Genomic DNA, 12,905 nt, shown 5'->3' with positions numbered 1-12,905 from the left:
TTCTCGCTTTGATTGTCTTCGCCCAGATCCTTCAGCCAGCCGCGGAACTCGAAGCGTTCGTACAGTGCTTTCAGCGCGATCTTGTCGTCGGCACGTGCCGGCAGATCGTCGAGCTGCAGGGGCAATTCGACATCGGTCGCAACCGTCACCAGGCGCTTGCCCAGCGGCAGAAAGTCGAGATGCTTGCGCAGGTTCTCGCCGACCTTGCCGCCCACCTTGTCGGCGTTGCTGATCAGGTTGTCGAGGGTGCCGTACTCGGTGAGCCACTTCACCGCGGTTTTCGGACCGCACTTCTCGACACCCGGCACGTTGTCCACGGTGTCGCCGACCAGCGCCAGATAATCGATGATGCGTTCGGGCGCGACGCCGAACTTGGCCGTCACGCCGGCTTCGTCCAGCACCTCCTCGCTCATGGTGTTCACCCAGCGCACACCCGGCTGCACGAGTTGCGTCAGATCCTTGTCGCCAGTCGAGATCACCACCTCCCAGCCGCGCTCGACCGCCATCCGCGTCAGCGTGCCGATGACGTCGTCGGCCTCCACGCCTTCGACCGACAGCAGCGGCCAGCCTTCGGCCTTGACGGCCTCATGCAGCGGTTCGATCTGCGCGCGCAGGTCGTCGGGCATCGGCGGGCGATGCGACTTGTACTCGGGATACCAGTCGTCCCGGAAGGTCTTGCCCTTGGCGTCGAACACACACGCGCGGTACTCCGCCTTGTAGTCGCCTTCGAGCCGACGTAGCATCGACAACACCCCCCGGATGGCCCCGGTCGGCTCCCCGCTCGAATTGCGCAGATCGGGCAGCGCATGAAAAGCGCGGTAAAGATAACTGGAACCGTCGACAAGCAGCAGGGTGGGCATCCTGGAACATCCTTGCGGGAAACATCGGCATTGCGCCACGCTCAAACCAGCATGCGCGCACCGAACCAACGAAAAAGAAGAGAAGGGACATCATGACCGCAAAAGAGAAACTCTCCCGCAGTGCGCCGGACAGTGCCGCGCCGCGCTTCAATGCGCGCGAGTCCTGGCGAATCTTCGGAATTATGGCAGAGTTCGTCGAAGCCACCGAGCGTCTGAATGCCATTCGTCCGGCAGTATCGATCTTCGGCAGCGCCCGCATTCCGCCCGATCACAGCTATTACGTCCTCACCGAGCGCATTTCGCGCCTGCTGTCGGACGCCGGCTTTGCCGTGATCTCGGGCGGCGGCCCCGGCATCATGGAAGCGGCCAACAAGGGGGCCTATTTTGGCAAGAGCCCTTCGGTCGGCCTCAACATCCAGTTGCCGATGGAGCAGCAGGCCAACCCGTATCAGGACATCTCACAGACCTTCCAGCACTTCTTCGCGCGCAAGTTCATGTTCGTGAAGTTCGCCAGCGCCTACGTCGTCCTGCCGGGTGGCTTCGGCACGCTCGATGAACTGCTCGAAGCCATGACCCTGATCCAGACGCGCAAGAGCCGGAGCATTCCGATCATCCTGGTCCACGGCGCGTTCTGGAAAGGCCTGATCGACTGGTTCCGCGACCGTCTGGTCAGCGAGGGCATGATCAAGGCGGAAGACCTCGACCTGATCCAGATCATCGACAGCCCCGAGGAGGTCGTCGAGGCCATCTTCAAGCACTACGAAACACGCGGTTTCATGCCGCTGCCCGAAGAGCACGAACTGATGCTCAACCTTTAACCGAAACTGCGCACGCGCCGTCACCGCACCTCCGTTCGGCACCCGGCCCGAATGGTAGAATCGGCACATCTCAAGGAGAACACCATGCGCCGTACCCTTATTGCCCTGCTGCTGGCCGTTTCCATGCCAGTGCTGGCACAGCAGCCCCCCAAGCTCGAACCGCTCCCCGAACCGCCTCCGCCGCCGCCGGGCATGACCGATATCGAAGAGCCCCAGGTCACCATCGTCAAGCGCGGCGAGGACACCGTCGCCGAGTACCGCATTCGCGGCAAGCTCTACATGGTCAAGGTCACCCCGCCCCACGGCGTGCCCTATTACCTGGTCGACCGTGAAGGCAACGGCGATATGGTTCGCGCCAGCGAACCTGCGCTGTCCGTACCGATGTGGGTCATCAAGTCCTGGTGAGCACCACCCCCGGCCCGGCGGTCTGCAGCTTTGCTCCGATCTGTCGCAGCGATGCGCGAGTGCTGATCCTCGGCAGCATGCCGGGCGAGGCCTCGCTCGCTGCCGGAGAGTATTACGCCCACCCCCGCAACGCCTTCTGGCCAATCATGGGCGCACTGTTCGGAGCCGCACCGGAGCAGCCCTACCCCGTGCGCCTCAAACGCCTGCTCGATGCGGGCATTGCGCTATGGGATGTGATCGGGCGGTGCAGGCGCAGCGGCAGTCTCGACAGCGCCATCGCGGCAGACAGCATCGAGCCCAACGACTTTGCGGGGCTGTTCACCGCCTGCCCGCAACTGAGTCACGTGTTCTTCAACGGCAGCGCCGCTGAAGCGGCCTTTCGCCGTCACGTGCATTTTCCGCACGGGGAACACCGCATTCGCGTGCTGCGGCTGCCATCGACCAGTCCTGCGCACGCAGCACTCAATTTCAGTGACAAGCTTGCCGCCTGGCAGGCTGTACGCAACGCCACGCTCACCGCTGCCCACGCGGCCTGAGCGGCTTTCCGCATCCCGGAGTTTTCATGTCTGTTTTCACCCCCGTGCCCGAAGCCGTGCTCTCGCAGTGGCTGAAAAACTACGCCATCGGCCGCCTCACCGAGCTCAAGGGCATCTCAGCCGGCGTGCAGAACAGCAACTTCTTTGTCACCACCACGCTTGGCCGTTATGTCCTGACGCTGTTCGAGGGTATTGGCCGGGCAGAACTGCCGTATTACCTGCACCTGATGGCCCACCTCGCCCGTCACGGGTTGCCAGTGCCGGCGCCGATTGCCAATCGGGACAACGAGTACCTCGGCACCATCGAGGACAAGCCCGCAGCGCTGGTCATGCGCCTGTCCGGGGCCTCGGTCATGGCACCGGACGAGCACCACTGCACGCGTGTCGGCGCCATGCTCGCCGGCCTGCATCTGGCCGGCATGTCCTACGGCCGGCGCCAGCCGAATCCGCGCGGCCCGGCCTGGCGCACCCAGACCGCAGCGCGGGTGCACGCCTACCTTCCCGAGGCCGAGCAGGCGCTGCTCGACCGCGAAATTGCGTTTCAGGCCACCGTCGACACCGATGCACTCCCGGCAGGTGCCATTCACGCCGACCTGTTCCGTGACAATATCCTGTGGGACGGCGAAGTCATCGGTGGTGTCATCGATTTCTACTTCGCCGGCAATGACACCCTGCTGTTCGATGTCGCAGTCACGCTGAACGACTGGTGCTCGCTTGACGACGGCAGCCTGGACCCGGTTCGCAGTGATGCGTTTCTGCACGCCTATCACGCCGAGCGCCCGTTCTCCGACGCCGAGCGCGCCGCCTGGCCGGCCATGCTGCGCGCTGCAGCGCTGCGCTTCTGGCTATCGCGGGCGGAGGATTTCCACCTGCCGCGCGAGGGCGAAATGGTGCTGGTAAAGAATCCGGACGAATACCGCGACATTCTGCGGCAACGCATCGCCTGGTCACCCGCCTTGCCCGCGGTTTGAACTCACCCACCCAATCGGCTAGCATCGACCACACGTCGCTGCACCGCAGCGACTTCCGGACCCACTGAATGCCTGCAACGCCGCCTTCGCGCCACTACCATCCCTTGCCGCAGCCCGGCACGGTTACGCCAGCCCACGCCCTGCAGTGGGTGGCGACCGGCTGGCGCCTGTTCCTGCGCAAGCCCGGCGTATGGATGGTGCAGACACTGATCTTCATTCTCGTCATTGCTGCACTGGGCTTCGTGCCACTCATCGGCTGGGCTGCGGCACCCGTCGCACTTCCGGTGCTGGTGGCCGGACTCGTCGCCGGAGCGGATGCGCTCGCCAGGGGGGAAGCGCTGCGGGTCGACCATCTGTTCGACGGCCTGCGCCTTCACGCAGGCAATCTGCTGCTGGTGGGCGGCTTTCATCTGCTCGGCGCACTCATCGCAGCCCTGATTGCTGCCGCGATCGGCGGGAGCGCAATGTTCACCGGCTCGATGATGGGCGCGTTTGGCGGCATGGGCATGGCCGCGGGCGGCATGATGCTGGGCGTGCTGGTGTTTTCCGTGCTGTGGGGGCTGTTGATGATGGCCTTGTGGTTTGCCCCCGCACTGGTCATGCTGCACGACGTTGCACCACTCGACGCCATGAAGCTCTCCGCCCAGGCCTGCTTCCAGAATCTGCTCACCTTCGTCGTCCTCGCCGTCATGCTGTATATCCTGGGCTGGATCGCCATGTTGCCTGCAGGACTTGGCGTCTTCGTCCTCATCCCGGTGCTGGCCGGAGCACTCCAGGCTGCCTGGCGTGATACCTTCTCGCCCCCGAAGGCGCTGCCACCCGCAGTGCATCTCACAGAATAGAAATCATGCAAGCGAATCAACTTCCCATGCAGCGCGGCTGGGGCTGGCTGCGCGACGGCCTGACGCTCTGGCTTCGCAGTCCTGCCCTGCTGAGCTTTCTCGCATTCGGCTATCTGCTGGTGCTGCTGGTGATCAGCATTTTTCCGCTCATCGGCCAGCCCGCCGCGTCGCTGCTGATGCCGATCCTGTCACTCGGCGTGCTCAACGGTTACCGCGCCGTCGCGGCCGGACACAAGGTCGGCCCGGACGTCCTGTTCTCAGGCTTCAAGAGCAACGTGCAGAGCCTGGTCACCATCGGCGGCATCTATCTCATCGCCAGCGTACTGGTACTCGCGCTGACTGCACTGGCCGATGGCGGCGGCCTGTTCGCCGTGATGACAGGGGGAAACGTGGATGACGCAGCCATCACCGACTCATCCCTGCCTCTCGCCATGCTGCTTGCCGTCGCCCTGTCCACACCGGTGGTCATGGCCTACTGGTTCGCGCCGGTGCTGGCAGGCTGGTGGAACATCACCGCGCCCAAGGCGATGTTCTTCAGCTTCCATGCCTGCCTTCGCAACTGGCGCCCGTTTCTCGCCTATGCCATCGGCCTGATGATCTTCGGCGCCTTCATACCCGGCATCGTGATCGGGGTGATCGGGCTGCTGTCTCCGACGCTCGCGACCATCCTCACCGTGCCCTTGCCGCTGATTCTGATTCCGGTCGTCTTTGCCAGCTTCTTCACCTCGGCGCGCGATGTGTTTGGCCTGCCTGACGAGGTCATCATTGACAAGTAGCAGCGCCCGACCTGGCCCGCTCGGCCTGCTGGGAGGGACTTTCGACCCCATCCATCTGGCCCACCTTCGGCTCGCCGAAGAGGCGTGCGAAGCGCTCGCACTGGACAAGGTCAGACTGATCCCCGCAGGTCAGCCACCGCACCGCGGCGAACCGGGCTCGACACCCGACGACCGCCTGCACATGGCACGCCTTGCGGTGAGCGGAAACCCGCGCCTGGAGGTAGATGATGGCGAGGTCCGTTCGCCTCGAAAGAGCTACACGGTGCTCACCCTGGAACGCTTGCGTGCAGAAGTGGGCCCCGAGCGGCCGCTGGTGCTGATACTTGGCGCCGATGCCTTCCAGGGCCTTCCGACATGGCACCGCTGGACGGAGCTGTTCGAGCTCACCCACATCGCCGTTGCCAACCGTCCGGGCTACGCGCCCCACGGCCGACGCTGGCCGGGCGCCCTGTCACCCGAACTCGACGAGGCCTGCCGGCAGCGCCAGATCACCGACCCCGCGCGCCTGCGCGAGCGCAGTTGCGGTTACGTGATCCCGTTCGACATGACGCCCCTGGCCATTTCTGCTTCACTCATCCGCGACCTGGTCCGTACCGGTACCAGTCCGCGCTATTTGCTGCCCGATTCCGTTCTCGACTATATTGGGCTGCATCACCTTTACGATAATCACGAATGAACACATCCCAGCTGGAAAAGCTCGTCGTTGCCGCGCTCGAAGACATTAAGGCGCAGAACATCGAAGTCATCAATACTGCCAAGCTCACTGCACAGTTCGAACGCATCGTCGTCGCCAGCGGCGAATCCAATCGCCAGACGCGCGCGCTCGCACGCAACGTGCAGAACAAGGTCAAGGAAGCGGGCGGCGAAGTCATCGGCGTCGAGGGCGAGGAAACCGGCGAATGGGTGCTGGTCGATCTGGGCGACGTTGTCGTCCACATCATGCAGCCCGCCATTCGCAGCCACTACAACATCGAAGAACTGTGGGCCACCACGCCCGCTGCAAGACGCAAGGCCGCCGAGGCCGCACGCAGCGGGGAATAAATGAAGTTGCTCGTCGTTGCCGTCGGCCACCGCATGCCCTCTTGGGTGGAGGCCGGTTTCGACGAGTTCGCGCGCCGCATGCCACGCGAACTGCCGCTGCAACTGGTCGAAATCAAGGCAGAACCGCGTACCTCGGGCAAGACGGTCGAGGCCATGATGGCCGCAGAAGCGACACGGCTCGAGGCCGCACTTCCCGCGCGCTGCCGCAGGGTCATCCTCGACGAACGCGGTGCAGACGTCAGCAGCATGGCGCTGGCCCGTCGGCTGGAAGACTGGCAGCGCGAAGGCCAGGACGTGGCGCTGATTGTGGGTGGGCCGGACGGCCTGTCTCCGGCCTTCAAGGCGACCGCAGCCGAATCCGTGCGCCTGTCTAGTCTCACCCTGCCCCACGCGCTGGTGCGCCCCCTTCTGGCTGAAGCCCTTTACCGGGCCTGGAGCATCACCCGGAATCATCCTTACCATCGCGAATGAGCGAACCACCAGGAACCGTCCCATGTCCGCCATCCCGCCCCGCATCTACCTCGCGTCGAAAAGTCCGCGCCGTCGCGAACTGTTGCGACAGATCGGCGTGCACTTCGACGTCATGACCTTTCGCGGTGGCGAGCGCGGCGAGGATGCCGACGTCGACGAGACACCGCTCCCTGACGAAGATGTCGAACGCTACGTCGAACGCCTGGCGCTGACCAAGGCAGAGGCCGGCATGCGTCGGGTGATGTGGCGCAAGATGACGCGACATCCGGTGCTCGCCGCCGACACCACGCTTGAGCTCGACGGCGAGATCATCGGCAAGCCGGAGAGCGCGGAAGACGCCCGCGCCATCCTCCAGCGCCTGTCCGGGCGCACCCACCGCGTGCTCACCGCGATTGCCGTCACCGACGGCGTGCGCACACGCAGCCGCATCTCCAGCAGCGAGGTGAGCTTCCGGGAACTCTCCGAAGCCGACATCCGTCATTACGTGGCGAGCGGAGAGCCCATGGACAAGGCCGGCGCATACGGCATCCAGGGCCGGGCAGCGATGTTCATCCGCGAGATCCACGGCAGCTACTCCGGCATCATGGGGCTGCCGCTGTTCGAAACTGCCGAGTTGCTGGAAGTCTTCGGTTACCCTCTGTAAGCTTTCCCGCTTGCTGTAGCGCCCCCTGTCAGCCGGCCTCTCCCGGCCACAGGCGGGAGCCGGCGTGATCCGATGAGCCATGCGCAATGGCAGACAGCCCGACTGCCATTGCGTATTTCCCATTGGGTTCAATCCATCATGAGCATCGAATTCCTGATCAACTTCACCCCACAGGAGACGCGAGTCGCCATCGTCGAGCAGGGCGTGGTCCAGGAGTTGCACGTCGAGCGTACGGCCAGCCGCGGCATCGTCGGTAACGTCTACCTGGGCAAGGTGGTACGCGTGCTGCCGGGCATGCAGTCCGCCTTCATCGAGATCGGCCTCGAGCGTACCGCCTTCCTCCACGTTGCCGACATCTGGAGCGAGCGCCAGCATGGCGAAGCGGCCAAGCCGATCGAGAAGATCCTGAACGAGGGTCAGAGCCTGCTGGTCCAGGTCCTGAAAGATCCGATCGGCACCAAGGGCGCACGCCTTTCGACTCAGGTGAGCCTGGCCGGGCGCCTGCTCGTGTATCTGCCGCAGGAAAAGCACATCGGCATCTCGCAGCGGATCGAGGACGAATCCGAGCGCGAACAGTTGCGCGAACGCCTGACCCGCCTCGTCCCCGACGACGAGCCCGGCGGTTTCATCGTGCGCACCATGGCGGAATCCGCCAGCGACGAAGAGCTTGCCGCCGACATCGCCTACCTGCGCAAGCTTTGGAGCGAGATCCGCAACACCACCGTCGGCGCCTTCCCGCCGCGGCTGCTGCATGAAGACCTCGGCCTCGGACAGCGGGTGCTGCGCGACCTCGTCAACGAAGAGACCACCCGTATCCGTGTCGACTCGCGGGAGAACTTCCAGAAGCTCACCGCATTTGCTGCAGAGTATTCGCCCAAGGTGCTGCCGCTGCTCGAGCACTACACCGGCGAGCGCCCGCTGTTCGACATCTTCAACGTCGAGGAGGAAATCCAGAAGGCGCTTGCGCGCCGGGTCGACCTCAAGTCGGGCGGCTACCTCATCATCGACCAGACCGAGGCGATGACCACGGTCGACGTGAACACCGGCGGCTTCGTCGGTGCGCGCAACTTCGACGACACCATCTTCAAGACCAACCTTGAAGCCACGCAGACCATTGCGCGCCAGCTCAGGCTGCGCAACCTCGGCGGCATCATCATCATCGACTTCATCGACATGGAGAACGTCGAACACCGCGAGATGGTGCTCGACGAGTTCCGCAAGGCGCTCGCCCGCGACCACACCAAGATGAGCATCAACGGCTTTACCGCGCTCGGTCTGGTCGAGATGACGCGCAAGCGCACCCGCGAGTCACTCGCACACCTGCTGTGCGAGTCCTGCCCGACCTGTGGCGGCCGCGGTGAAGTGAAGACCGCGCGCACGGCCTGCTACGAGATCCTGCGCGAACTGCTGCGCGAGGCACGCCAGTTCAACGCGAAGGAATTCCGCGTCCTTGCCGCACCCAATGTGATCGACCTGTTCCTCGACGAAGAGAGCCAGTCGCTGGCGATGCTGTCCGACTTCATCGGCAAGAAGGTCTCGCTCCACCCCGAGGCGAGCTACACCCAGGAACAATTCGACATCGTGCTGCTGTGAGCCACCCCGCCGAACCCGCACCGGGCGCGTTTCCGAACCGCGCGGTGCTGCTATTTCTTGCCACCCGCCCGGCGTTTCTGTCGGTCACCCTGGTCGCATGCCTGATCGGGCTGGCCTGCGCGCACCGGAGCGGCGCTTCCATCGACTGGACGACCGCAGTCTTCACCCTGCTCTTCGCCCTCGTCGCGCATGCCGGGGTCAATGTCATCAACGATTATCACGATGCAGAGAGCGGAGCAGACGCGGCGAACACCAAGCGGCTGTTTCCCTTCACCGGCGGCAGCCGCTTCATCCAGAACGGCGTGCTGAGCGCGGCCGAGACCGGCCGCTTCGGCTATGCCCTTCTGGCTGCAGTCGTGCCAGCCGGCCTGTGGCTGACCTGGCAAGCCGGCGCGGGGCTGATCGTCATCGGCATCTCGGGGCTCTTCGTCGGCTGGGCCTACTCCGCGCCGCCACTGAAACTGATGAGCAGAGGTCTGGGCGAACTGGCGATCGCGCTGGGCTGGCTCGCGGTGGTGGTGGGCACCGATTACGTGCAGCGCGGCAGCTTCAGCCTGCTGCCGTTTGCAGCGGGCGTGTCCTATGCCCTGCTGGTGGCAAACCTCCTGTTCATCAACCAGTTCCCCGATCACGACGGCGATGCCGCCGCGGGCAAACGTACCCTCGTCGTCCGCCTCGGCCCGCAGGTCGCCAAGTGGGGCTACCTGCTGATCGCAATCTTTTCCTACACCTGGCTGGTGGCAATGGTGACGATTCATGCGCTGCCGCAATACGCGGCTGCCGCCGCGATGACGCTGATCCTCTCATTCACCGCAGCACGCGAGCTCATCGCCGATGCGAGCACGCCCGACGAGCTTGCCGCCCCGATCAAGCGCACCATCCTTGCGACCAACGTGCATGGCCTGCTGCTTGCCGCCACGCTCGCCTTCGCTCAATCCGGAATTTCCGCATGACCGCCTTCGACCCCCGCCCCGTCCGCGCCATCATCTTCGACATGGACGGACTCCTGCTCGACTCCGAGCGCATCGCCTACGCAATCGGCCGTGAAGCAAGCGAGCACCTCGGACTGCCCTGGGATCATGAGGTTGCGATGCGCATGATCGGCATGAATTCGCGCGACGGCTACCGCCTGCTGCAGGACGCCTTTGGCCCGAGCTTCCCGATCGACGCGCACCAGGCCGAGTTTGGCCGCCGTTACGAGCAAGCCATCGTCGACGGCCGCTTCCCGCTCAAGCCGGGCGTTCACGAACTCCTCGACCAGCTCGCGCTGCGCGGACTGCCGGGCGCGGTCGCCACCTCCACCCGGCGCAGCCGCGCACTGCCCAAGCTCGAAGGCGTCGGCATCCTCCACCGGCTGAAGGGCGTGATCGGTGGCGATGAAGTGCGTAACGGCAAACCGGCACCCGACATCTATCTGGCCGCGGCGGCCCTGCTTGAGACGCCGATAGCGCATTGCCTGGTCCTCGAGGACTCGAACACCGGCGTCCGCGGCGGACTGGCTTCAGGCGCCCAGGTGGTGATGGTGCCCGACCTTCTGTCCCCCGCAGAGGATGTACTGGCGCGTGGCATCACGGTGATGAACGACCTCCACGAAGTCGCCCGCAGCCTGGCCGACTGACCCACCCGAAACCCGCCGCAGCCGTTCAACAGACAGGCAGCGGCACCCGGAGCCCTACTGATGATCGGACGCATCACCGGCATGCTGCTGGAAAAGAACCCACCCCAGATTCTGGTTGATGCCAACGGTGTCGGCTATGAAGTCGACGTACCCATGAGCACCTTCTACAACCTGCCGGCGACAGGCGAGCGGGTCAGCCTGCACACCCACCTTGCGGTGCGCGAGGACGGTCACTTCCTGTACGGCTTTGCCACCGACGAAGAGCGCACCGCCTTCCGCCAGCTGCTGAAGATTTCCGGCATTGGCGCACGCATGGCGCTGGCGGTGCTGTCCGGTCTGTCGGTCAGCGATCTCGCCCAGGCGATCGCGCTGCAGGAGGCAGGCCGCCTGGTGAAGATTCCCGGCATCGGCAAGAAGACCGCCGAACGCCTGCTGCTCGAGTTGCGCGACAAGCTCGGCAAGGCCCTGCCCAACGCGGGCGGCATTCGCCTTGCCGCGGGCGTCGACGCCGCACCGGACGCAAAGAGCGATATTCTCAACGCGCTGCTGGCACTGGGCTACAACGAACGCGAGGCCCTTGGCGCCATGAAGGGGCTTGGGGAGGACATCGGCGTGTCGGACGGCATCCGTGCCGCACTCAAGCTGCTGTCGAAGGCATGAGCATTGCCCCGCACAGCCTGTCGCCAAGTCGCTAAACTCTCGCCATGATCGAAACTGACAAGCTGCGCTCGGCCGCACCCGAAAGGCTGATCTCCGCGGAGCCCACCGACCGCAAGGAAGACGCCATCGAGCGTGCCCTGCGCCCCAAGCGACTGGCCGAGTACGTCGGACAGGCGAAGATCCGCGAGCAGCTGGAGATCTTCATCGAAGCTGCGCGCAACCGCAAGGAGGCGCTCGACCACGTCCTGCTGTTCGGCCCGCCGGGTCTGGGCAAGACCACGCTGGCCCATATCGTCGCCGCCGAGATGGGCGTCAATATGCGTCAGACTTCCGGGCCCGTGCTGGAGCGCGCGGGAGACCTCGCCGCCCTGCTCACCAACCTCGAGCCGCACGACGTCCTCTTCATCGATGAGATTCACCGCCTGTCGCCAGTGGTCGAGGAGATCCTCTATCCCGCGCTGGAAGACTTCCAGATCGACATCATGATCGGCGAAGGCCCGGCCGCACGCTCGGTCAAGCTCGACCTGCCGCCGTTCACGCTTGTGGGCGCAACCACCCGCGCGGGCATGCTCACCAACCCCTTGCGCGACCGCTTCGGCATCGTCTCCAGGCTCGAATTCTATACGCCGGACGAACTTGCCTACATCGTCAGTCGCTCCGCACGGCTGCTCAATGTCAGCATCGACGACGCGGGCGCGCTCGAGATCGCCCGGCGCGCGCGCGGCACCCCCCGCATCGCCAACCGCCTCCTGCGCCGGGTGCGCGACTATGCCGAGGTGAAGTCCGGCGGCGACATCACCAGTGCGGTCGCAGACGCGGCACTGGTGATGCTCGACGTCGACGTGCTCGGACTCGATCTGATGGACCGCAAGCTGCTGCTGGCAATGCTGGAAAAGTTCGGCGGCGGCCCGGTCGGCCTCGACAACATCGCCGCGGCGATCGGCGAATCCTCCGACACCATCGAAGACGTCATCGAGCCCTACCTGATCCAGCAGGGCTACCTGCAGCGTACCCCGCGCGGTCGCATGGCAACGCATTCGATCTGGCAGCATTTCGGCCTCAACGCCCCGCGCCTGCCGGGCAGCGACCTGTTCGGACAATAAGCGCCGAAATGGCAGCGGGCCTGCTTGTCATCGTATCCGCGATCGGGATCCTGCTCCTTCTGGCTCGCCCATCACGCAAACCGAAGGACCGCAGGAAACATGCTCGCGGGAACCGTCTGACTGGAAAGGCGGCGAACAGCGCTTCTGCGCATGCGGCGCGGGACACGGACACTACCTGCGGCAGTGATGGCTGCGACGGTGGCGACTGATGCGGACCTTCCAGGTACTGATGCTCACGCTCTGTCTGGTTGGCGGCCTGCACCTGGTGCTGCAGGCACCGGTGTTCTTTCTGCCCGACAGATGGGACCCGGCCTTCGGTCGCCAGTTCGACGCCACCGCCTCGAGAGTGCTCGGCGGCGGTCTGCTGGCGATGGCGGCGATGGCGCTGATCTTCCTGCGCCACCATTTCTACGCCGAGGTGCGACGCCTGCCCGGCGCCACCATGCAAAAGATCTACTTCGGCCTCGTGCTCATGGCACTCGGCCTGATCACGCTGGCTTTCAACCTCGCCGACCTGGCGCCGAACCCCGATCGCGCCCCGTCTGCCAGCATCCAGCGCTGAGCGGAA

At 64.8% G+C, this 12,905-nt stretch carries 17 protein-coding genes; 16 read left to right on the top strand and 1 reads right to left on the bottom strand.

The genetic code is table 11. The features are described 5' to 3' along the window. Positions 1 to 860: 5'-3' exonuclease (locus tag AC22G6_RS19325; protein WP_487368122.1), on the bottom strand; the 860-nt coding region annotated here is incomplete at its 3' end. A gap of 92 nt (positions 861 to 952) precedes the next feature. On the opposite strand from AC22G6_RS19325, the gene AC22G6_RS19320 reads away from it, so the two are divergent. The 16 genes from AC22G6_RS19320 to AC22G6_RS19245 all read left to right on the top strand — a co-directional run bounded on the left by AC22G6_RS19320 (position 953) and on the right by AC22G6_RS19245 (position 12,899). Beyond that, entirely contained in the window at positions 953 to 1,678 is a 726-nt protein-coding gene (locus AC22G6_RS19320; RefSeq protein ID WP_108973170.1) for an LOG family protein, read from the top strand. An 84-nt stretch (positions 1,679 to 1,762) separates the two neighbouring features. Then, entirely contained in the window at positions 1,763 to 2,083 is a 321-nt protein-coding gene (locus tag AC22G6_RS19315) for a DUF2782 domain-containing protein (protein WP_487368121.1), read from the top strand. Further along, the gene (locus AC22G6_RS19310; RefSeq protein WP_487368120.1) at positions 2,080 to 2,619 is read left to right on the top strand and encodes a DNA-deoxyinosine glycosylase; all 540 of its coding nucleotides are present in this window, start codon (positions 2,080 to 2,082) and stop codon (positions 2,617 to 2,619) included. Before AC22G6_RS19315 ends, AC22G6_RS19310 begins: the two co-directional genes overlap by 4 nt. 26 nt (positions 2,620 to 2,645) lie before the next feature. Then, a complete protein-coding gene (locus tag AC22G6_RS19305; protein WP_487368119.1) occupies positions 2,646 to 3,590 on the top strand; it encodes a homoserine kinase in 945 nt (314 codons plus the stop codon). A 68-nt stretch (positions 3,591 to 3,658) separates the two neighbouring features. Further along, positions 3,659 to 4,432: a BPSS1780 family membrane protein gene (locus tag AC22G6_RS19300; RefSeq protein ID WP_487368118.1), complete on the top strand. Its 774-nt coding sequence runs from the start codon at positions 3,659 to 3,661 to the stop codon at positions 4,430 to 4,432. A 5-nt stretch (positions 4,433 to 4,437) separates the two neighbouring features. After that, complete coding sequence (locus AC22G6_RS19295; protein ID WP_487368117.1) at positions 4,438 to 5,208, top strand: BPSS1780 family membrane protein; 771 nt, start codon at positions 4,438 to 4,440, stop codon at positions 5,206 to 5,208. Further along, on the top strand, positions 5,198 to 5,884 hold the full coding sequence (gene nadD, locus AC22G6_RS19290) for a nicotinate-nucleotide adenylyltransferase (protein ID WP_487368116.1): 687 nt from the start codon (positions 5,198 to 5,200) through the stop codon (positions 5,882 to 5,884). Before AC22G6_RS19295 ends, nadD begins: the two co-directional genes overlap by 11 nt. Continuing rightward, positions 5,881 to 6,249: a ribosome silencing factor gene (gene rsfS / locus AC22G6_RS19285; RefSeq protein ID WP_108950896.1), complete on the top strand. Its 369-nt coding sequence runs from the start codon at positions 5,881 to 5,883 to the stop codon at positions 6,247 to 6,249. Before nadD ends, rsfS begins: the two co-directional genes overlap by 4 nt. Then, positions 6,250 to 6,720 carry a 23S rRNA (pseudouridine(1915)-N(3))-methyltransferase RlmH gene (gene rlmH / locus AC22G6_RS19280; protein WP_487368115.1) on the top strand — a complete coding sequence of 157 codons (471 nt, stop codon included), beginning with the start codon at positions 6,250 to 6,252 and terminating at the stop codon, positions 6,718 to 6,720. Positions 6,721 to 6,742: 22 nt separating this feature from the next. Continuing rightward, positions 6,743 to 7,363: a Maf family protein gene (locus AC22G6_RS19275; protein ID WP_487368114.1), complete on the top strand. Its 621-nt coding sequence runs from the start codon at positions 6,743 to 6,745 to the stop codon at positions 7,361 to 7,363. A gap of 138 nt (positions 7,364 to 7,501) precedes the next feature. Then, positions 7,502 to 8,956: a ribonuclease G gene (rng, locus tag AC22G6_RS19270; RefSeq protein ID WP_108950893.1), complete on the top strand. Its 1,455-nt coding sequence runs from the start codon at positions 7,502 to 7,504 to the stop codon at positions 8,954 to 8,956. Beyond that, complete coding sequence (locus AC22G6_RS19265; RefSeq protein WP_487368113.1) at positions 8,953 to 9,909, top strand: UbiA family prenyltransferase; 957 nt, start codon at positions 8,953 to 8,955, stop codon at positions 9,907 to 9,909. The genes rng and AC22G6_RS19265 overlap by 4 nt, the downstream gene beginning before the upstream one ends. Beyond that, positions 9,906 to 10,574, top strand: a complete 669-nt coding sequence (locus AC22G6_RS19260) for an HAD family hydrolase (protein WP_487368112.1) — start codon at positions 9,906 to 9,908, stop codon at positions 10,572 to 10,574. Before AC22G6_RS19265 ends, AC22G6_RS19260 begins: the two co-directional genes overlap by 4 nt. Positions 10,575 to 10,634: 60 nt before the next feature. Continuing rightward, entirely contained in the window at positions 10,635 to 11,234 is a 600-nt protein-coding gene (ruvA, locus tag AC22G6_RS19255; RefSeq protein ID WP_487368111.1) for a Holliday junction branch migration protein RuvA, read from the top strand. A gap of 44 nt (positions 11,235 to 11,278) precedes the next feature. Further along, positions 11,279 to 12,337 (top strand): Holliday junction branch migration DNA helicase RuvB, encoded by a 1,059-nt coding sequence (gene ruvB, locus AC22G6_RS19250; RefSeq protein ID WP_108973154.1) that lies wholly within the window; start codon positions 11,279 to 11,281, stop codon positions 12,335 to 12,337. A gap of 208 nt (positions 12,338 to 12,545) precedes the next feature. After that, on the top strand, positions 12,546 to 12,899 hold the full coding sequence (locus AC22G6_RS19245; RefSeq protein ID WP_487368110.1) for a hypothetical protein: 354 nt from the start codon (positions 12,546 to 12,548) through the stop codon (positions 12,897 to 12,899). Positions 12,900 to 12,905: the final 6 nt, after the last annotated feature.

The sequence above is a fragment of the Parazoarcus sp. PS-13 R2A genome, from assembly GCF_057621855.1.
This window is presented reverse-complemented; position numbering and strand designations above follow the sequence as displayed.

What these genes read in the sequence shown, in the direction of transcription:
- rlmH (WP_487368115.1), top strand. Translation starts at nt 6,250, where the DNA reads ATGAAGTTGCTCGTCGTTGCCGTCGGCCACCGCATGCCCTCTTGGGTG.
- rsfS (WP_108950896.1), top strand. Translation starts at nt 5,881, where the DNA reads ATGAACACATCCCAGCTGGAAAAGCTCGTCGTTGCCGCGCTCGAAGAC.
- AC22G6_RS19320 (WP_108973170.1), top strand. Translation starts at nt 953, where the DNA reads ATGACCGCAAAAGAGAAACTCTCCCGCAGTGCGCCGGACAGTGCCGCG.
- AC22G6_RS19305 (WP_487368119.1), top strand. Translation starts at nt 2,646, where the DNA reads ATGTCTGTTTTCACCCCCGTGCCCGAAGCCGTGCTCTCGCAGTGGCTG.
- AC22G6_RS19275 (WP_487368114.1), top strand. Translation starts at nt 6,743, where the DNA reads ATGTCCGCCATCCCGCCCCGCATCTACCTCGCGTCGAAAAGTCCGCGC.
- ruvB (WP_108973154.1), top strand. Translation starts at nt 11,279, where the DNA reads ATGATCGAAACTGACAAGCTGCGCTCGGCCGCACCCGAAAGGCTGATC.
- AC22G6_RS19300 (WP_487368118.1), top strand. Translation starts at nt 3,659, where the DNA reads ATGCCTGCAACGCCGCCTTCGCGCCACTACCATCCCTTGCCGCAGCCC.
- rng (WP_108950893.1), top strand. Translation starts at nt 7,502, where the DNA reads ATGAGCATCGAATTCCTGATCAACTTCACCCCACAGGAGACGCGAGTC.
- AC22G6_RS19315 (WP_487368121.1), top strand. Translation starts at nt 1,763, where the DNA reads ATGCGCCGTACCCTTATTGCCCTGCTGCTGGCCGTTTCCATGCCAGTG.
- AC22G6_RS19245 (WP_487368110.1), top strand. Translation starts at nt 12,546, where the DNA reads ATGCGGACCTTCCAGGTACTGATGCTCACGCTCTGTCTGGTTGGCGGC.
- AC22G6_RS19295 (WP_487368117.1), top strand. Translation starts at nt 4,438, where the DNA reads ATGCAAGCGAATCAACTTCCCATGCAGCGCGGCTGGGGCTGGCTGCGC.
- ruvA (WP_487368111.1), top strand. Translation starts at nt 10,635, where the DNA reads ATGATCGGACGCATCACCGGCATGCTGCTGGAAAAGAACCCACCCCAG.
- AC22G6_RS19260 (WP_487368112.1), top strand. Translation starts at nt 9,906, where the DNA reads ATGACCGCCTTCGACCCCCGCCCCGTCCGCGCCATCATCTTCGACATG.